At 33.9% G+C, this 18,519-nt stretch carries 19 protein-coding genes; 4 read left to right on the top strand and 15 right to left on the bottom strand.

The window, feature by feature from the left end:
• Positions 1–212: 212 nt before the first annotated feature.
• A complete protein-coding gene (locus ACFSTE_RS04665) occupies positions 213–428 on the top strand; it encodes a hypothetical protein (protein WP_378255780.1) in 216 nt (71 codons plus the stop codon).
• 11 nt (positions 429–439) lie between these two features.
• Positions 440–952: a hypothetical protein gene (locus ACFSTE_RS04670; protein WP_378255778.1), complete on the top strand. Its 513-nt coding sequence runs from the start codon at positions 440–442 to the stop codon at positions 950–952.
• A gap of 127 nt (positions 953–1,079) precedes the next feature.
• Here ACFSTE_RS04670 and ACFSTE_RS04675 read toward each other — a convergent pair whose 3' ends face one another.
• The 5 genes from ACFSTE_RS04675 to ACFSTE_RS04695 all read right to left on the bottom strand — a co-directional run bounded on the left by ACFSTE_RS04675 (position 1,080) and on the right by ACFSTE_RS04695 (position 5,637).
• Positions 1,080–1,514, bottom strand: coding sequence for a hypothetical protein (locus tag ACFSTE_RS04675; protein WP_378255776.1), 435 nt, complete (start codon positions 1,512–1,514; stop codon positions 1,080–1,082).
• 140 nt (positions 1,515–1,654) lie between these two features.
• Positions 1,655–2,761, bottom strand: coding sequence for a hypothetical protein (locus ACFSTE_RS04680; protein WP_378255774.1), 1,107 nt, complete (start codon positions 2,759–2,761; stop codon positions 1,655–1,657).
• A 94-nt stretch (positions 2,762–2,855) separates the two neighbouring features.
• Positions 2,856–3,962 (bottom strand): ligand-binding sensor domain-containing protein, encoded by a 1,107-nt coding sequence (locus ACFSTE_RS04685; protein ID WP_378255772.1) that lies wholly within the window; start codon positions 3,960–3,962, stop codon positions 2,856–2,858.
• Between the two features lie 194 nt (positions 3,963–4,156).
• Positions 4,157–4,849, bottom strand: a complete 693-nt coding sequence (locus ACFSTE_RS04690) for a LytR/AlgR family response regulator transcription factor (RefSeq protein ID WP_176029619.1) — start codon at positions 4,847–4,849, stop codon at positions 4,157–4,159.
• A complete protein-coding gene (locus ACFSTE_RS04695; protein ID WP_378255770.1) occupies positions 4,846–5,637 on the bottom strand; it encodes a sensor histidine kinase in 792 nt (263 codons plus the stop codon). Before ACFSTE_RS04695 ends, ACFSTE_RS04690 begins: the two co-directional genes overlap by 4 nt.
• A gap of 198 nt (positions 5,638–5,835) precedes the next feature.
• Between ACFSTE_RS04695 and ACFSTE_RS04700 the strand changes: the two genes are divergently transcribed.
• On the top strand, positions 5,836–6,705 hold the full coding sequence (locus tag ACFSTE_RS04700; RefSeq protein ID WP_176029621.1) for an ABC transporter ATP-binding protein: 870 nt from the start codon (positions 5,836–5,838) through the stop codon (positions 6,703–6,705).
• 10 nt (positions 6,706–6,715) lie between these two features.
• Complete coding sequence (locus ACFSTE_RS04705) at positions 6,716–10,003, top strand: ABC transporter permease/M1 family aminopeptidase (protein ID WP_378255767.1); 3,288 nt, start codon at positions 6,716–6,718, stop codon at positions 10,001–10,003.
• Positions 10,004–10,028: 25 nt separating this feature from the next.
• On the opposite strand, the gene ACFSTE_RS04710 is transcribed toward ACFSTE_RS04705, so the two are convergent.
• The 10 genes from ACFSTE_RS04710 to ACFSTE_RS04755 form a co-directional block, all read right to left on the bottom strand.
• Positions 10,029–11,051, bottom strand: coding sequence for a DUF5684 domain-containing protein (locus ACFSTE_RS04710; protein ID WP_378255765.1), 1,023 nt, complete (start codon positions 11,049–11,051; stop codon positions 10,029–10,031).
• Positions 11,052–11,207: 156 nt separating this feature from the next.
• Positions 11,208–12,512: a M20 metallopeptidase family protein gene (locus ACFSTE_RS04715; protein WP_378255763.1), complete on the bottom strand. Its 1,305-nt coding sequence runs from the start codon at positions 12,510–12,512 to the stop codon at positions 11,208–11,210.
• Between the two features lie 73 nt (positions 12,513–12,585).
• Positions 12,586–13,176, bottom strand: a complete 591-nt coding sequence (locus ACFSTE_RS04720) for a Crp/Fnr family transcriptional regulator (protein ID WP_176029625.1) — start codon at positions 13,174–13,176, stop codon at positions 12,586–12,588.
• 159 nt (positions 13,177–13,335) lie between these two features.
• A complete protein-coding gene (locus ACFSTE_RS04725) occupies positions 13,336–14,427 on the bottom strand; it encodes a DUF4932 domain-containing protein (protein WP_378255761.1) in 1,092 nt (363 codons plus the stop codon).
• Positions 14,428–14,437: 10 nt separating this feature from the next.
• Positions 14,438–15,442, bottom strand: coding sequence for a dienelactone hydrolase family protein (locus ACFSTE_RS04730; RefSeq protein ID WP_176029627.1), 1,005 nt, complete (start codon positions 15,440–15,442; stop codon positions 14,438–14,440).
• A 75-nt stretch (positions 15,443–15,517) separates the two neighbouring features.
• The gene (locus ACFSTE_RS04735; protein ID WP_176029628.1) at positions 15,518–15,973 is read right to left on the bottom strand and encodes a hypothetical protein; all 456 of its coding nucleotides are present in this window, start codon (positions 15,971–15,973) and stop codon (positions 15,518–15,520) included.
• Positions 15,974–16,106: 133 nt separating this feature from the next.
• Positions 16,107–16,484 carry a DUF2200 domain-containing protein gene (locus tag ACFSTE_RS04740; protein WP_176029629.1) on the bottom strand — a complete coding sequence of 126 codons (378 nt, stop codon included), beginning with the start codon at positions 16,482–16,484 and terminating at the stop codon, positions 16,107–16,109.
• A 56-nt stretch (positions 16,485–16,540) separates the two neighbouring features.
• Positions 16,541–16,840, bottom strand: a complete 300-nt coding sequence (locus ACFSTE_RS04745; protein ID WP_378297991.1) for a hypothetical protein — start codon at positions 16,838–16,840, stop codon at positions 16,541–16,543.
• 50 nt (positions 16,841–16,890) lie between these two features.
• On the bottom strand, positions 16,891–17,112 hold the full coding sequence (locus ACFSTE_RS04750) for a hypothetical protein (protein WP_176029631.1): 222 nt from the start codon (positions 17,110–17,112) through the stop codon (positions 16,891–16,893).
• A gap of 39 nt (positions 17,113–17,151) precedes the next feature.
• A complete protein-coding gene (locus tag ACFSTE_RS04755) occupies positions 17,152–18,357 on the bottom strand; it encodes a CobW family GTP-binding protein (protein ID WP_378255756.1) in 1,206 nt (401 codons plus the stop codon).
• Positions 18,358–18,519 lie beyond the last annotated feature (162 nt).

Below are 18,519 nucleotides of genomic sequence, written 5' to 3' on the forward strand. Positions count from 1 at the left end.
AGTAGATTTTTAGGGTTTGATTTAACCTTAAAATTCTTTTTAAAATCCAAAACTGTATGACTCAGAGAAAGGTAAAATTGAAAAAGCTGAAAAAGGTATCAAAACCTCTAGTCTATTGTCTTTGAAAAAAGGTGATAATGATTTAATAAAAGTATTTTATTCGGATCAATTCGGAAAAGAAATTGATTTATAGGAGTAACCAAAATTTGCTCTTGCAAATAAACGATGGCGTAATAGTTCCAAAAATACAACTCGTAGCAGAATGTGCCAATTTTGAAGGAAAAGAAGTAGTTTTTAAGATTTCTGAAAAAGAACCGTTGTTAGTTATTAAATACAAAGAGTTATTAGTACTACAAAACGGTACAGAAATAACTGAAATCAAAGCTACAGTAACAGATGGGCATACGCTTGCGTGGACGGAAAAATAAAAATGCACAGAATGACAAAAAAATCGGCTGGTTTTAAGATAAAGTTGGTAGGTAAATATAAGGGAGAGCGTATTCGTTTTAACTGTATCCATTTAATGCAGTTTGATAAAACTAGATTTAGATTTTACAATCAAAACAGTAACGGAAAACTTGGAGATCATGGATGGTTAAATTATAATGATTTTGCTATGGCAAAACAATTTACAGACCCAAATAAAAAAGAAACCTATACCATACATTATGATAATGGAATACTAAAAATTGATCAAAATGAGATTGATGTAGAATTAGCTTTAAAAGTTACAAGAGATTTAGATGTGAAAAAAGGTCAAATCATAGGGGATACAGGTTCTACAGGAAATTCTTATCAGGGCAAAAAAGCGAATCACTTACATTTTAACACCTATATTAATTACAAAAGTGTACTGCCTTATGAGGAATTTAAAGAATATTTTAATTTAGATATCTCAGGAGGAGAAACCAGTAAAAAGCAAGACGGGGTTAGCCCAAGTAGTAAATGGTAATAATTTTTGATATGATGAAAAATTCTTATATAAAAATAGACCAGAAGTACTAAAAAATGTGGTTGATAGTAGTATAGATTCTCAAAAGAAGAGAGTAAAAAATATGGGGCTTTGTTTTATAGGTGGTTTAAAGTGTAAGTTGAAGACTTCCTGAGACCAAACTCACATGACAGCAATCCATTCCTACGGTATAGTTACTATAAATAACTTCTTGGTTGTTAATAAATCCTTTGAATTGAAGGTGTCGTTGTTGATGTACTCCGAGAACTCCGTCTTCTACTAGTGGATATTGTCCAAGTTCCTTTGCCGCTGAGAGCTCAGAAGGAGAAAGAGATAAAGTCATGTCTGTTCCATCGATTCTATTGATAACCTTAAAACTATCCAGGGCTACAGGATTTTGATGTTCATCTGTGATGGATACGTTAATTCGTATAAATATAGCAGTACAGACTATGTTTTCACAATTAGTATTGGCATCATCATCATCGTTATTACAGGAAAATTGAGAAAGGATACTTAGTGAGCATAGTACAACAATAAATAGTTTAGGTAATTTAATCATGGTTTATAGTATTTATTCTAAAGATGGGTAAAACGCGAAATGGTTGCGTTAATAGTATCGAAAGAAGAAGTGGGAATTATTAATTTTGTGTTTTCTATGCTAATAAAATAAAAACGTTTATCGTCTGGGGTGCGTTGCTTTTATTTTTTCGATTCGTATGCTAACTGCGCTCGGATGTATGCATTCAGATCGGTTCTTTTAACCTCAAGATTTTTTTCGATAGCCCTATAATAATTGTCATCAGTTACTCCGCTAGACATTAGATCTTTTAATGAATCCCATCCTCCTTTTTCCCATATCTTTTTTGCAATAAGCCCTCCCAGAACGTAATGGTAAGAGGTTTGATGGTCCAGATTTGTCAACTTAAGCATTTCTTTCAGGTCTATTTCCGGATGTTGTTGCAGATAGCGATTCGTACGTTTTATATGCCAGCTCAAGTCTTTTCCACGACTACCTCCCAGAAAAGTAGCAATACCTTCAGAGGTCCAGAAATGCTTATCAGGAAAATGTTGGCCAATTTGAAGATGAAAAACTTCGTGTACATAGTATTCTCCCAAACCACCACAATATACCTTGTCATCAGTAGCTTTTCCTCCGGGAATTGATTTTCCCCCCATGCCAAGGTAATAATCGATCCCTTTTAATACCTGGATTTCGTCATAATCATCTGCGAGAAAATATTCGAAAGGTTTTATGGGAACAGCAAAATGCTTACAAATAGCAGTGATGAAATTTGTTAATTTTTGGGCTTTTTGGTAATTAAATGAGTGGTATTTGGGGTAATAAAAATCGACAACCCCAACAGTTGTACAATTCCATTGTTGCTTGTTATGAGAGAGAGCATTGTAAAGTTTGTACCTTCCGTTTTCTTTTTTAGCGATGTAGTTTACTATTGCCAGAATATATGGAGTTCCATCCTCTTTGTAATAAGAAAATTGAACTTTAATCTGACAGACATCATTTTTGAATTTTATGCTCAGAACATGTACAGGAAATCCCATATAAAGCGAAGGGGTAAATTCACTTTCTAAAAAGTCAAAATTTTTATGATTCAGTTGTTCTTCTGTATTCCAAAACGGGTTTTCTTTTTGATCTTTAGAAGTCGAATTCAGGTAGTTTTCAATTAAAGAAATGACTTCTTTTGTTTCTGTATCAGTACTATCTACAATATGATTATAGGTCACTTTTTGAGCAAAAACATGAGTGCTGAGAATAAAGGAAATAATTGTGATTCTGAACAGGTTCATTTTGTATATGAAAGGTGTTTTTAGTGGTGTTTTTGCAATCTGTTGGTTGCATAGGAGGAACTGTTATTGATTTACGCTCTTATCTTTTTCTTATTTAGTTGGTCCAGGATTCTTTCTCAGAAACATTCATAAATGTTTTCCCATCATAAAGGCTGATACCTTCCCATGTACCAAACCAAAGTTGCCCTTTAGCATCTGTAAAAATGCTTTGAATTGTATTTGTTGCTAATCCGTCTTTAGTGGTGAATTGAGTAAAAGTTGTTCCATCAAATTTGTATACTCCATGGTTTTCAGCAGAGAACCATATATTCCCATTTGTATCTTCAGAAAAATTATAGGTTTCCATACCTTCAATCACTCTATTTTTAGTATAATTAATAAATGATTTTCCATCATATTTGCTAATTCCTCCAAAAAAAGTGCCTATCCAAATATTTCCTTCACGGTCTTCAAAAATGTCTGCCACGTGATTGTCTGCCAGACCATTTTTTTTAGTAAAGAATTTAAAGGTTTTTCCATTAAATTTACTAATACCATAACCATCAGTGGCAAACCAAATATTTCCTTTTATATCAATGAGAATATCGCAAATTCTTTTTTCTGATAATATTGGTTTTGTATTAGGAATATGAGCTTTTGGAACTTCAAAAGTTTTAAAAGTCTTTCCATCAAATTTACTCACACCTCCTACAGAACCTACCCAAATGGTTTGATCATTATCTATTGCTATTGTCCAAACTTCAGAATCGATCAACCCTGCTGTTGTATCATAAGTAGTAAATTTTTCTCCATCGTATTTTGTCAAACCTCTCGAAGAGCCAAACCACATAGTACCATCTTTAGCTTCGATGATGCTTCTGACAGCAGTACCAATTCCTGTTTCTTCTGCAAATTGCTCAAGAGTTTCTCCATTGTATCTTGCTAACCCATCTCCGTTGGTTCCAAACCATATGTGTTGCTTTTTATCTTGATACATTACCCTAACAAATTCACTGACTATCCCTCCTAAATTAGCATGTGTTTGTGGGAAAACACTGCTTCGATGGTATGATGATACAGCTGGTTGTTCAACTGTCTTTTGTATAAGTGAGTTAGCTTCTTTTTTTTTGCAGGAAACTACTAATAGCAGAAAAATAAGACCTGATAAAACCCACTTAAAAAATATATTACTTTTACCCGTAATACTGCTGAAATTTTGCATACATATTATCTTAATAACACAGATTAATGAGGTATCTGCACATTTTATTCCTTCTAAACTTATAAAAAAACAATTTGTCTGCAAAAAGAAAAAACATACCACTAACGAATGCCTTAAGTGGTATTGTTGCCTACTTCGTAGCTAGGTGATTGATAAATTCATTTATAAAATACATCATTTGTTGTATACATTGCTTAGTCAAACAGTTTATTTACATTCAATTTGTACATTTTTCCTATAGGGATGATGTGTTCACCAATAAAAATTCTGTTTCCTTCAACACTTTTGATATGTTTAATAGCAACAGCAAAGGACTTATGTACCTGTAGGAAATGACCTTTTGGTAATGATAAAATCACATCAGAGATTTTTTCTCTCACTGTGATCTGGTCATGACGAGTAATTACTTTGGTATAATTTCCTGCTGCTTCTATGTATAAAATACTATCAATAGTTACTTGTGTATGTTTTTTACTACTACGAAGAAAAATACGTTCATTTGTTTTTTCAGTATGATTTTTTGAGTGTTCATTTACCAGGGGAGGAATCATTTTATTTACAGCTTTTAGAAAGCGTTCAAAACTGAAAGGTTTTAGCAAATAATCTACTATATTTAGTTCATATCCTTCTAGAGCAAACTCAGAATAGGCAGTAGTTACAATAATTTTGGGAGGAGTTGATAAGGTTTTTAAAAAATCAAACCCCTTTAGTTTGGGCATATTTAAATCCAGAAAAATTAAATCTACCGTATGCCCGTTTAAATACTGTAGTGCTTCCAGAGCACTGTAACAGTTTTTCTGTAATTGCATATTGGGCAACATATCGCAATACTCCATAATAATTTTATGCGCTATATGTTCGTCGTCTATGATGAGGTATCGTATCATATTACTGCCAAGGAGAGTTTTACTGTATATTTATTTTTGGTTGTGGCAATCGCTAGCATATGTTTATTCGGGTAGACCAGCTCCAATCTTCGTTTTAGATTTTTTAGTCCGATACCTTGTTCTTGTGTTGCCTCTGAAAGATCAAAATTATTTTCGATATCAAAGATAATCTCTTTCTCATCAGCGGTTAGTTGTACATAAATATAGGCATCTTTTTCCAGAGTCTCCAATCCATGTTTATATGCATTTTCTAAAAGGATAATAAACAATAAAGGCATGATTCGGGATTCCTGATTAATTACTTTATGATGGAACCGGACATCCGTTTTTTTATGATACCGGATTTCCTGAAGGTCGATGTAATTTTCCAGGTATACGATTTCTTCTTCTAGGGTTACCCATTCTTTTTGACCTTCGTAAATACTATATCGCATCATATCGGATAGTTTTAATACCATCATCCGTGCTTGAGAATTTTTATCCATTATTCCGTATAGGTTGTTGAGGGTATTAAAGAAAAAATGTGGATTTACCTGGCTTTTTAAATGAAGTAATTCTGTTTTTTTCTTTTCATGTTTGAGTTTGATAATACTTTTTATTTGTCTGAATAGCCAACGACAGCTTAAAAAACATAAAAGAATAAAATATAAAAAACTAAATAGAACAAATTGCTCATTATCGCCAAAGGCATCATTAAAAATAAGGATGAGCAAAGCTGTAAGTATCAGCAATGTTCTGGTGACCCATTTCGGAATCGATCGCCAGATATTCGTAATAGAAAAATTCATCTTCAATATTAGCCAATAAAAGAACGCTTAACAAATTAGTTGATGAACATATCATTTTCGGGGATCAACGTCATCAGAAGAATTATCAAGGTTTTTTAAACACGCTGAAGAGATGTATATCGTCTTAGAAAAGATGTTGATCACAATTAGTTGAGGAGGGGAGATGTATGGGGTAAGTTCGACAAAAAATCAATTAATATGAGTGAACTTATTATTTCTAAACTATCTAAAACATATCCAAATGGAATTAAGGCTTTGCAGGATATTTCATTAGAAATTCCCAAAGGGATGTTTGGACTCTTGGGACCTAATGGTGCGGGAAAATCTACTTTGATGCGAACTATTGCAACGCTTCAGGAGGCTGATCAAGGTACTATTACTCTGGGAGGAATAGATGTTCTCAGGCAAAAAAATGAGATCAGAAAAATTCTAGGCTATTTACCCCAGCAATTCGGGTTGTATCCTAGAATAAGTGCCGAAACATTATTAAATCATTTGGCAGTGCTGAAGGGAATTACAAATAGAAGTGCACGAAAAGAGATGGTAGATGCTCTTCTGAATAAAACCAATCTTTATGAGGTAAGAAAACAAAACCTCAGTGGCTATTCTGGTGGAATGAAGCAACGTTTCGGAATTGCACAAGCATTATTGAATAACCCTCAATTGTTGATTGTAGATGAACCCACTGCCGGATTGGATCCTGTCGAAAGAAATCGTTTCTATAATCTATTGAGTGAAGTAGGAGAAGATACTGTTGTGATTCTTTCTACTCATATTGTTGATGATGTAAAAGAATTGTGCAATCAGATGGCAATTATTAACCAGGGTCAGGTTTTACTAAAAGGGAATCCCATAGCGATTATCAAAGAGTTAGAGGGGATGGTTTATCAGAAATCGATAGAAAAGCAAGAACTGGTACAGTATAGGCAAGAATATCAGGTACTAAGTGAGCGGTTGTTTTTAGGAAAACCAATTATTCATATCGTTAGTAATCAACACCCTAATAATGGCTTTACGGCTGTAGAAGCGGCTTTGGAAGATGTGTATTTCTCTAAAATTAATTATTAAACGATTGGCTATGTTATACGAAATATTCAAATTCGAAATAAAATACCGAATAAAAAGAGCAGATACGTATATCTTTTTTGCGTTTGTTTTTCTCTTATCACTTGTTGGGGTTGATTTTGTTTTTCAAGGAGTAGAACTAGGAGGAGTTAAGAAAAATGCCCCATTGGTTATAGCCAAAACGATGGGGGCAATCACAGGACTTTTAATGATTGTTACTTCTATGATTACAGGGGTTTCTGTCATTAGGGATTATCAATATAATACAGAAGCGATACTATACACCAATCCCATTACAAAGCGCGATTATCTGTTGGGAAGATTTTTAGGTTCCCTTACTGTATTATTATTTATATTTAGTGGAATGCCTTTTGGAATGGCACTGGGGGAATATGGACCCTGGCATCGCGAAGAAGACTTGTTGCCATTCCAGTTTATTTCGTATTGGCAATCTTATGTAGTAGTAGCGCTACCAATGATATGTTTTGGAGCGTCTTTATTTTTTATTAGTGGAGCTTTGAGCAAAAAATTATTGGTGGTGTATACTCAGGGAGTTGTGTTTTTTGTCTTGTTTATGCTTACAAAAGCGATTACTAATGAAGATCTGCAAGCGATCTTAGACCCTTTTTCCTTAACAACGTTAACCAAAATAACAGCATTCTGGAGTGTTTCAGAACGAAATACCACATTGATTCCACTTACAGGAGTGATGTTATACAATAAATTGCTGTGGGGATGTCTGGGAGTTGTCATTTTTGTAGTAGGATATCGTATTTTCAATTATAATCTAGTAAAAGAAAGAAGAAGTAGCAAAAAGAAAAAAGAGGTAGATATCAAACAAGTGCATAAAGATTTCTCCAGTACGATCATTCCGCAAGTTGAAATTGAACAAGGAGGAAAGAGCCTATGGATACAGTTGCTGGAGAGTACCTGGTTTTATAGCAGATCCATTCTAAAAGAAACGTCATTTTGGACCATTGTTATTTGCGGAATGGTTATCATTTTGATTAATTCCATTAGCCTGGGAACCGTATATGAAGTAGATAGCTACCCGGCAACCTATTTTATTGTAGAAGAATTACTGGAGATGTCGATCTACTTTTTTGTAATTATGCTGGTATTTTATTCGGGAGAATTGATTTGGAAAGAGCGGAGCAACAAGATCAATCTGATATGTGATGCGACACCTGTAGCGAATATTGTCTTATTAGCAGGAAAATACCTCGCTCTTTTATCTCTTTATACGATTATTATATGGTCTCTTATTATTTCGGGAATTATTTTTCAGGTTTCCAGAGGGTATTTTCATTTTCAATTAGAAGTTTACTTCTATGGTTTTTTTATTGAGGTTTTTCCTTTTTTAGCACTTTATACATGTATGGCTTTTTTCTTTCAGGTATTGATCAATAAAAAATTTGTTGCAATTGCTGCCGTATTGCTCTTTTTTATTTTAAATATCTCTTCTACATATTTCGGGTTTACACATGATCTATACAAATTTGGAGGAAGCCCTTTACCTTCTTATTCGGATATGAACGGTTATGGGCATTTTTTGACCCCATATCTGTGGATAAAAGCATATTGGTTAGTATTCGGGTTGCTGCTACTTATTATAACTTCTGTTATATTGGTAAGGGGAGGAGAAAGCAGTTTGCGAAAGCGAATAAAAGTAGGGAAAGCACAAATCACGAAACCTCTTTTGCAGTTTTTTGTAGGGAGTACTTTTGTTTTTATATGTCTAGGAGGGTATATATATTATAATACTAATATGCTAAATGAATACTGGACAGATGATGAAGAGCAGGCATTTAGAGTAGGGTATGAAAGGACGCTCAAAACGTTTGAATATATAGAACAACCTACTATCGTTGATGTACATTTAGAAGTCGAGCTATTCCCGGAAACGAGACGTTATTCTATCGAAGGGCAATACATGTTGGTAAATGCGAATGATACGCCAATCAAAAGCATTCATGTTCAGAAATTAATTGCAGCAAATGTCGCAGTTGATAACATTGTAATTGATGGAACGCGCCATGTATCTAGTACATATGAAGCGTATGGGTACTATATCTATGAATTGACAAGACCGATGCAGCCGAATGATACGGTTTGTATGACTTTTACACAAACGTATCTCCCCAAAGGTTTTAAGGCAGAAGAAGCTAATACCAGTGTGGTTCATAATGGAATCTTTTTCAGAAATACTCATATCCCAACCTTAGGTTACAATAGAAAATATGAAATACAGGATAATGATATTCGAAAAGAACTGGGATTATATCCGATTCGTAGCAAAGCGAAAAGAGATCATATATACGAGTTGAAAAATGCCAGAACGGGAGGAGATTCTAAGGGGATACATTTAGAAGTCATTGTAGGAACATCTGCAGATCAGATTGCAATTGCTCCGGGAGATTTGATCCGGGAGTGGAAAAAAGGAAATAGAAACTATTATCAGTATAAGACAGCGGAGCGAATTATTAATTTTTATAGTTTGCTTTCTGCCAGGTATGAAGTCGTTAGGGATGTATGGATGTCAGATGATACAGAAGTAGATTTGGAAATCTATTATCATCAGGCACATGCATACAATTTAGACAGGATGATGCTCTCCATGAAAAGATCATTAGATTACTTTAGTACTCATTTTAGCCCGTATCAATACAATCATTTACGTATTATGGAGTTTCCGCGTTATGAAAAATTTGCGCAGTCATTCCCCGGAACTATTCCGTTTTCAGAAGCGATTGGTTTCATGTTGGATATAGATGATACAAAAGACGTAGATATGGTATTTTATATTACAGCTCATGAGATTGCCCATCAATGGTGGGGGATGCAGGTAGAGGCAGCCAATGTTCAGGGAAAAAATATGATTTTGGAAACCCTGGCTCAGTATTCGGCATTAATGGTATTAAAAGAACAATACCCTAAAGAAAAAGTACAGCAGTTTTTATCTCAGCAATTAGAACAATATCACAAAGGACAATTAAAAGAGAAAGAGAAGGAGCTGCCATTGAGTTTAGTAGAAAATCAGGAGTATCTCTATTATAATAAAGGAGCTATAGCGATGTATATATTACAGGAAAAAATAGGAGAAGCTCATGTAAACCTGGCATTGCGAAACTTTATTCAAGACTGGCGTAGCCATACCGGGAATATCAAGCAGTGTAGTTCTCAGTATGCCACTACTTATGAATTACTGGAGTATCTTAGAGAAGCAACACCAATTTCACTATCTTATCTTGTTTATGAATTGTTTGAAACGACAAATGCACTTACTATAGATGTTAATTAGGGATCTTATATATTGAGGTATAAGCTTATTCGTTGGTTCCTGTTTTGCTGATCATTGATGTATCATCCAATACGAACATACCATAGAATAACCAGGGAAGGAATGTCATTCCATAAGCATATGCCTTCTTTTTTTGATGTTGCTTGCACAATTTGACATTGATAAAGAATCTGGGAATCATTCTGATAAATGGAATGAGTAATACAATAATCCACCAGCTAGGTTTTTTGGTAATATCTAGAAAGACGAGGTCTTTTAAAATTGGAATTAAGGAATACACTCCTTTTTTGTTATAGTACTCAAATAAAACGTACGAGCTATAATAAAAGATAACCAACATCGATAACATACACTGTGAGCCTAGGAAAGCGTATACAAAGAAATCAAAATGTAGTCCATAGAAAATACTTTCGAACAGATACCAGATGCTATCGATAGGTGATAAGAATACATCATCTATAATATTAAATGAAGGATGTCCTAACATGCTGAAATCCATAAGGCTTGCCAAACCCCTGGTTTCCTGTGATGGACTAGCTGGATGTATGATGTTGTTCAGGTAATGAAAAAGCAAGTCATTACCATATTTCAATACATAGTTTATAACGATAAAGGATAACAGGGAGATTAAAAAAGCCTTGAAAGGCTGGTTGGTTTCCCTGATTTTGCGAATTAGCATAACCAAACAACCTATAAAGATAATTGCAGAGGTAAAGGGATTGAATAATAGTTGAAAGTATCCCGCATCTCCAGCGTTTTTGATATTAAAGAGGAGATAACAACATTTTTGTAAAAATGAGGTGAGTATAATAAAAATCAAACTGTATTTCAGAATGATATTCAAGTTGATCTGTAAAGCGGCTTCAATTTTTTTGCTTTTCGAAAGCAAAAAAATCAAGAAGATAATCGCTATAATCTCCAGTATGATGAAATCGACATATTGAGCATTTTCCAGTATGTAGATAAAAACCCAATTGTATATTTTTTTTATCAACGCTATGATTGTAATAAAAATAAGGCTGTATCTCAGTATGTTCGTACCATTCATTGTTTTTGTTTTTTTATAACTTTTAAGAGTATGTTCCTTTTTCGTTTATGAATAGGATCTTAAGTTATTAGGAGCCAGTATGGTTGTACAAGATACTTTAATTACCAGAAAAAAGAGCGATTTTTCTTTCAAAATAGGAAAATCCGAAGCATTTTCTTATTCGGCTAATCTGTCAATAATCATGGATGAGAAATAATTGACTCCTGTTCTAATACAATTGAGATCAACGGAGAAACTAGGAATGTGTGGCATTGAGATGATTCCTTTGGCAAAATTAGAACCTCCTAAATAGAAATATACGCCAGGGACATGTTGCTGGAAATAAGCAAAGTCATCACCCCGATAATCTGGCATTTCTCCATATAAACGAATTATATTTTCAGCTCCATACCGTTGAGCGATACTAGCTAGAGATTTTTGTGTAAGTAGCGTATCATTATTGACAGTAGCCCTTTCATAAGAAAAAGATACATCTATTAGATGTTTGGCAAATTTAGAAGTACGAATTTTTGATGTAACCTCCTGTATAGCATTTGTTAATAAGGTTGCATCACTAGCACCGATATAGGCTTCTATAGAGATTACTTTATCAGTCTTGGTTACTTCAAAGCTTTTAGGATTAACGAAGCGATAGTTTGTGAATATCGTATTAGGGTTAGCAAGACCAATAGTAGGGTCAGATATGCTTTTCGGATTCCAGAACTTATCGTCAGGAGCTACATTTTGGAGGGTGGAAATAATTTTTTTACTGAAAGCGATAATGGCATCGTTTTCTTCCGAATTCCGAAAAGAAACTTTGATGGTTTTATAATCTGCAAATAACCATTCAGGTTTGGTTGCGATCATTGTTGTTTCCATAGGAGCTAAATGAGCACCGTAGATTTCATCCGGGCTAATTAGTTCGAAAAGCCCATCATCAATCATAGCTTTAGCTCCCTTATAAGTTTCTTCTGCAGGTTGAAAAATAAAGGAGATAGTCCCTGTTAATTGGGATTTAATACTGGTTAGTACGTTTGCAATACCTAATGCAACCGTAGTATTCACATCATGTCCGCAAACATGGCTGGCTTTTTTATTAGTTGATGGATGTCCTGTTTTCTCATGGATATGTGCTGGGAGGGCATCTATATCCGCTCTCCATGAAATGTGTTTTCCTTTTTTACCAGTTGATAGTATTCCAACGACTCCATGACCTCCGATATCAGTTTTAACTTCAAGCCCTAGTGATTGTAAATGTTCCGCGATTTTTTGAGAAGTTCTCTTTTCGTTTCCGGAAGGTTCAGGATGTGTGTAAAAATCATTACGGATATTGACTAGTTGCTCAAAAATTACATCTGTTTTTTCTTGTATCTGATTATGGATAGATGGGGGAGTAGCTATATGTTGACCAAATGAGAGAACCCCCAAAAACAAGAATTGAATTGTTACAACGAAGTTGCGTAAGGTTTTACTTAATATCATTTTTACTTTTTTTGATTACTAGAGCAAAGGTATGAAATACAGTAAGTTACTACCTGACACATTTGTGACAAAATTATCTTTTTGAAATTTTGCTCCTGATTCTACTCAATGATTGTCTCTCTATCCCGAGATGAGATGCTAAGTGTGATAGGCTAATTCGGTTGATAATATCTTGATTCTGTGCAATAAAATCTAAGTAGCGTTCTTCGGCGTTTTTGAATAAAAAGCTTTCGACCCTGTCCGTTTGTACGGTCAATACATATTCAGCGATGAGCCTTCCGTACATTTCACTTCTTTTGAATTTGCGATACCCTTCCTGAATTTTTTCATAAGGTAGTTTTATGATAATGGAAGGCTCCAGGCATTCGATATAATACTTAGAAGGTTGCTGTCTTATAAAAGCAGGATAGTCTGTTGCGTATTTGTTTTCATTGACAAAACCTGTTGTTATTTTATTACCTTTTTCGTTGATATAATATCTTCTCAAGAGCCCTTTACATACAAAACCAATTTCTTTTTGAACTTCTCCACATTTAAACAAAAAAGCTTTTTTTGCATAGGTTTCTACCGTTAAATATGAACGCATGAAAGCCAATTCTTCCGAATTTAAATCTGGAAATGATTGGAGAAATGAAACTATATACTGGTCGAACTCTTCTTGCATGTAGTTTGTGTTAGTTGTTTTATATATAGTTGTTTATAGTCTGTTGTGAGCGTGTATGCAAATATAAATGAAACTAAAAACTTTACAGAAACTTTAGAAGAGTTTTAAAGCGAATTTCAGTTTCTTTTCTCCTTTATATTGACCATGTAAAATACAATGTTATTGATTGCTTTTTTTCGTTGAATTTTTTATGAGATTGATACAGTCAATATACACTTTTTCAAATGGGATATCACCTTTGGGGTCATATTCAAACAATCGCTTATAAACTTCTTTTCTGATATCTTTGCATCTCTCGAGAAAGAAATCGTTACCTGCGTTGTTTTGATCAAATTTTTTCATCATTATCGCCTGAATGGGACCAACAATCATATGATCGACCTTATCCATAATTTGAATATCACTGCAGTCTGAACAGATTATCTTGTATTGTGCTAAATCACCAATATGTTTGTTGAGTAGTTTATCTGTAAAAAGGTGAGAGGTTTCGTGATATAAAATACCACGTCTATCGTTATTTAATTCCAGAAACTCATTACCCATATTTGATTTTTCGGGCATTTCGCAAATATTTCCTAAAATATATGCTCTTTTTTTAGAGTTGTATTTGTCATAGAATGAAGTTGCTCTGTTATTGGCATTGTTGGTTAATTCTACAAAGACATGCAATTCTAATCCGGTGCCATTTTGTTGGTAAAAGCGCATTACTTTATCAAAAATTTTTTCTTCGGAGACCTGTTTTTGAATTTTTGATAGCGCCTTAGCGTAATAACTCTTATTGTCGTTAAAGAACTTATTAAAGTTTGATTTTTGATAGAAATCGATCATAAACGGTGTTATGGAATCCAGAGTTTCTTTGCTTAGTCCGATAGATTGTAACTCTTTGTTATAGATAGGGTTAAACTCAAATTGTTTTAAGTCGTTAAACATCAAACCGATAGCAGAGAAATCAATTCCTATTGTTTCATCTTCATAGATCCAATTTATTATAGGGTGTTCCTTAAAGGGGAGAAATTGCGCATTGACTCTTTTTAAATATGCTGTGTGACAAGGTCGAATATCTTCTGACAGATCATCCTGAACAGCAATGTTGAATATTGTTCTAAAAAATTCAGTTCGCTCGTCTATTTTGAAAACCACTTTGTTCTCTGTATCAGTTTCTGTTGGTATTGTATTGTTTATTTTTTTCTCTTTGCAACCAAAGAGGAATAAAACAATTAAAAAGTGGAGTTGTACGTATATTTTTTTCATTCTTAAGCTTTTATTTTGTTTTGTTTACCCAACTTAGAAAATCCAGGAAAACATCATTCCAATAGTCTTTAAATCGACCATGCTCTATTTCTAATCCAAATGCATGGTCCAGACCAGGGTATACTTTAAAAGTAAGATTGTTTTTCTGGTGTCTTATAAATTCGATTGGAATTAAGTATGCAGATTCTATAGCAACAGCTTGATCTTTTGTTCCGATAGCGGCAAATATTGGTTTCTCTATACGCAATAAATTTTCAACCGGGGGTTCTGAAAAATGACTCCATCGTTTGTAACTATTATCTTTTCCCTGCCAGAATTTATCCGTTGCATTTGGGTTTGACATGATATCTTTTAAATCATTGAATAATGAATCTATTTTTGTGATGGCTTGTTCTTCTGTCAAATTTCCTTTGTCAACGTCTTTTCGTATGAAAGTTACAAAGTCAATAAACTGTGTATTTCCCCCTCCAGACCAATATCCAAAATGGGTGATTTTTTTATTAATAGTCCCTAACTTGGCCGTAACATCACTTCCTTCTGAATGACCAAGCACGATTATTTTTTCTATTTGTTTGCTATATGTTTTATATAAGTCATTGATTACTAAATCAGCTTGGTTTGTTCGGTACTCGAGTGTTTGATTTTCAAAATATGATTTGGGAATGGAAAAAGGAGGATCTTTTTGGGTTAAAAAAGGGAATCCTTTACGAGAGATAACAACGAATAAATAATCCTTCGGGATTGTAGCAAAGTCAAACGGTATTGTGGTTCCAATCGCAGTTTTTCCATTTCTCTTTTTGATTTGATATAAGGATTTTGCACTTGATCCTTGTAGGTATAAAAAGATGGTATTTATGGAGTCTGTATGTTGTGTTGAGTAGGTGTGATAATGTATTGTATCATTCTCGGTATGTATAGAATAATGCTTATAGCTATCTAATATACTATGTTTTTGTGCTAACAGTGTTATATTGTTAGCCATAAGCATTATAGCCAGTATTAATGTTTGTTTCATTCTCAAAAAGGTATGCTAATGTCTACTATATCTGTCCTGACTAGACAAAATGTTACCTTTTTTTATAGCTGTTTTTTATTCCAGATTTAAATTAAACTGATAGTTGAACACTGTCTCTGTTTGTTTTTGTGATGGATTCCAGAGGATTGTAAAGAATTCCGTTTCTTTTGAAGGAAATACCCGTTCATTGGTACAATGATAAATCATGGTGATTGCTGCCTTATCAAAATACCCTAGTTCGATAGTATCGGGAGCCTTTGATATTATTAGTTCTAATGTGTTGATGCCAGATTTTAATTGTTTTAATTCCAGATTTCTACCAAGCCGTGTTGTTTCATTGTCGAATTCATGAATGACGGTCCCATTAAGTTTAAGGGTTCCCACAAGCCCTGAGACTGTTCTCACTTCTATTTGATGATATTTATAAGTAGCATCATTTTTTGTTTCTACCTCAATAAGCTGAGGATCAGATTGGGCTGAAGATGTAATTTGCATAAGTGTAAAGAGTATGATTGATATTGTTTTTAACATATCGATTGGTTTATTAGTAATTAGGTATTGAATAAAGTTTTGTACCTGTTTGATGTAGTATGATTTTTTAATGGATCTTTTTTTTGAATAGTAAGGAGTTATAAAGAACCTACATATGGGGACTATAAATATATCATTTCTTTTCTTTTCGCATAATTTTTTCCATTTTACGCCCTTTTGCTAGTTCATCCACTAGCTTATCTAAATATCTGCATTGTCTATACAATTCAAACTCATCTTCTATTTCCTCTATTCGATACCCACAAATAACCCCTTTAATCAAGTGTGCATTGGGGTGTATGTTTGCTTTTTCAAAAAATGTTCTAAATGTCACTTTTTCTTCGATAAGTATTTGTAATGTATTTTTATCAAAACCAGTTAACCATTCTATAACCTGATGGAGTTCTTCTTTGGTTCTGCCATTCTTTTCTAACCTGCTTACATAATGAGGATAGATCGAAGCAAATATCATATTAGCTACTTTTTCATTTTTTTCAGCTGTAACTTTCATTTTGTTTGATTTTGAGTTCATTGCTGCTGACGTTATTTTATACACGTCAGTTAGGGCTAATAAGTTAGTATTTTTTCAGTTAGTTTTGGAGTAAGGTGATAAAAAAACACTTTCTGAATTATGGTTCCGTATTCAGTTTCTATTTTAGAAATACCGTTAGTTTTATTATTACTGATAGAAATCTCTGCACCTGGTACTGATATACCTTTCCAATAGTCAATAACCTTAGCACCAGTATTGTCAAATAAAACAAACTTATTCTCAAGGAACTTACTATTTGAAGGAGCTATTACCGCTAGCCCCAAGCCTAAATATATTTGTTGACTAGCGACTACTTTACGGGCTTTTTCATACAATTTATTTTCATCCTCTTTTAGTATCGTACTATTCCCTTCTGCCTAAAAAACTATTTTGCACCGGCTTTTGCTTCTGCGATACTTTTATCAAATAAATATTGATTTAATTTCGAAGTGTTTTTTCTGGTTTCTGTTATAACATCATTTTCGGTTTCTTTGTTGTTTAATCCTTTAAGATTATCTAATGCAGAAATAGAAGCAATCCGAACAGTTTCGGAATTAGATTTTTGAAACGGTACTCTATAGGTACCATATAACAATGTCGATCCCAAAACAAGGCTATATAAGGGTTCCTTTTTTTACTCTTTAGATTAATTCACCATTTTGACTATGTTTGTAGGCCATGGGTCTTCGAATTCATAACCATCTCTCCAAAGTGCAATTTCTTTATCCGTAAGAAAGCAAGATTTTAGTTTATCGGTAAACTGATTTACCTGTGTCTTATTTCCAATAACGGTCAGGTCACAGTGTCTATCACCAAAACGACCTGATTCTTTGGCAAGCTTTTCTTTTAGTAGTTTTATCTCCATTTCGGAAAGACCGTGATTCTCATCTTCAACAACTCCTGATCGCCATGAGCCAATTAATTCCAAACTAATTCCTCCTGCTGCCTGATTCCATAACAGCGAGTGCTTATCACGACTGGCGAGCCAGAAAAAACCTTTACTGCGATAAATCCGCTTATCGAGGTATTGATGGCAGATGTCCCAAAGGCGTTTGGGGTGAAATGGACGATCATCCCTGATAACTTTTGTCACTAAATCATAAGGTCGATCGGCTTGCTCTTCGGATTCTAATATAGGAGTTATCTCCTCAATTAACTGAGCTACCTGAAAATAATTGTAGGGCTCAAGCTCAAACAGAGATTCGATAGCGAGTTTACCAAAGAGTACGGAATGTGTTGAAGCCAACGGATTAATTTCCTGAATATATGTGGCGATATCCTGTAGCTTGTTTTTTTCGATTCTATCGGCTTTAGTCAGGATTAAATGACTGCAAAACAAGATTTGTTCAACCAATAAATTTATGGGGTCTCTTTTGCCTTCCATTAAATTCTGCTGCATCTGAGGAATCAGAGTTGCTCCATAATTAAAATCATGTGCCAGCATTAAGCTATCAACAAGTGCGAATACTCCTGTCAACCTAACTTTCGTTTGCCCCTTGAAATATTTAATAAGTGGCATTGGGTGACAACTTCCAGAGGTTTCAATAATGATTAGTTCTGGATTTTGTTTTGATAGCAATTTGTGGATTGCCTGATCAAGTTTTTTGATTCCTGTTTTGCTACTAAGAACACAAGAATGGATAGATTCTAAGGTGCTGCTATCATCTTCTACGAGATCTGTATATCCTAGCAACTCTCCATCCACATCTAATTCACTCATGTCATTTACAATAGCACAAGCAGCTATGTTCTTTTTTTTTGATTGCGATAGCAAGCTTCTAAAAAGTGTTGTTTTACCTGATCCAAGGAATCCATTAAGGATGACGACTGGTACTTTTTCAGATGTGCTCATTGATTTTTGTTTAGAGTGTTGATAGCTAATTTATTTTTTCTAATTCTTTATATATAGCAGTTGCTATTTTTTAATAATATGGAACCTTTTTTGTCTGTTACATTTGTTTTATGAAAGGAGCCTATGAAATACACAAATTGTGCTTATTGCAAAAGTGTTGCT

The sequence above is a fragment of the Aquimarina hainanensis genome, from assembly GCF_042684685.1.
Classification (GTDB): Bacteria; Bacteroidota; Bacteroidia; order Flavobacteriales; family Flavobacteriaceae; genus Aquimarina; species Aquimarina hainanensis.

What these genes read in the sequence shown, in the direction of transcription:
- ACFSTE_RS04670 (WP_378255778.1), top strand. Translation starts at nt 440, where the DNA reads ATGACAAAAAAATCGGCTGGTTTTAAGATAAAGTTGGTAGGTAAATAT.
- ACFSTE_RS04675 (WP_378255776.1), bottom strand. Translation starts at nt 1,514, where the DNA reads ATGATTAAATTACCTAAACTATTTATTGTTGTACTATGCTCACTAAGT.
- ACFSTE_RS04680 (WP_378255774.1), bottom strand. Translation starts at nt 2,761, where the DNA reads ATGAACCTGTTCAGAATCACAATTATTTCCTTTATTCTCAGCACTCAT.
- ACFSTE_RS04685 (WP_378255772.1), bottom strand. Translation starts at nt 3,962, where the DNA reads ATGCAAAATTTCAGCAGTATTACGGGTAAAAGTAATATATTTTTTAAG.
- ACFSTE_RS04690 (WP_176029619.1), bottom strand. Translation starts at nt 4,849, where the DNA reads ATGATACGATACCTCATCATAGACGACGAACATATAGCGCATAAAATT.
- ACFSTE_RS04695 (WP_378255770.1), bottom strand. Translation starts at nt 5,637, where the DNA reads ATGAATTTTTCTATTACGAATATCTGGCGATCGATTCCGAAATGGGTC.
- ACFSTE_RS04700 (WP_176029621.1), top strand. Translation starts at nt 5,836, where the DNA reads ATGAGTGAACTTATTATTTCTAAACTATCTAAAACATATCCAAATGGA.
- ACFSTE_RS04705 (WP_378255767.1), top strand. Translation starts at nt 6,716, where the DNA reads ATGTTATACGAAATATTCAAATTCGAAATAAAATACCGAATAAAAAGA.
- ACFSTE_RS04710 (WP_378255765.1), bottom strand. Translation starts at nt 11,051, where the DNA reads ATGAATGGTACGAACATACTGAGATACAGCCTTATTTTTATTACAATC.
- ACFSTE_RS04715 (WP_378255763.1), bottom strand. Translation starts at nt 12,512, where the DNA reads ATGATATTAAGTAAAACCTTACGCAACTTCGTTGTAACAATTCAATTC.
- ACFSTE_RS04720 (WP_176029625.1), bottom strand. Translation starts at nt 13,176, where the DNA reads ATGCAAGAAGAGTTCGACCAGTATATAGTTTCATTTCTCCAATCATTT.
- ACFSTE_RS04725 (WP_378255761.1), bottom strand. Translation starts at nt 14,427, where the DNA reads ATGAAAAAAATATACGTACAACTCCACTTTTTAATTGTTTTATTCCTC.
- ACFSTE_RS04730 (WP_176029627.1), bottom strand. Translation starts at nt 15,442, where the DNA reads ATGAAACAAACATTAATACTGGCTATAATGCTTATGGCTAACAATATA.
- ACFSTE_RS04735 (WP_176029628.1), bottom strand. Translation starts at nt 15,973, where the DNA reads ATGTTAAAAACAATATCAATCATACTCTTTACACTTATGCAAATTACA.
- ACFSTE_RS04740 (WP_176029629.1), bottom strand. Translation starts at nt 16,484, where the DNA reads ATGAAAGTTACAGCTGAAAAAAATGAAAAAGTAGCTAATATGATATTT.
- ACFSTE_RS04755 (WP_378255756.1), bottom strand. Translation starts at nt 18,357, where the DNA reads ATGAGCACATCTGAAAAAGTACCAGTCGTCATCCTTAATGGATTCCTT.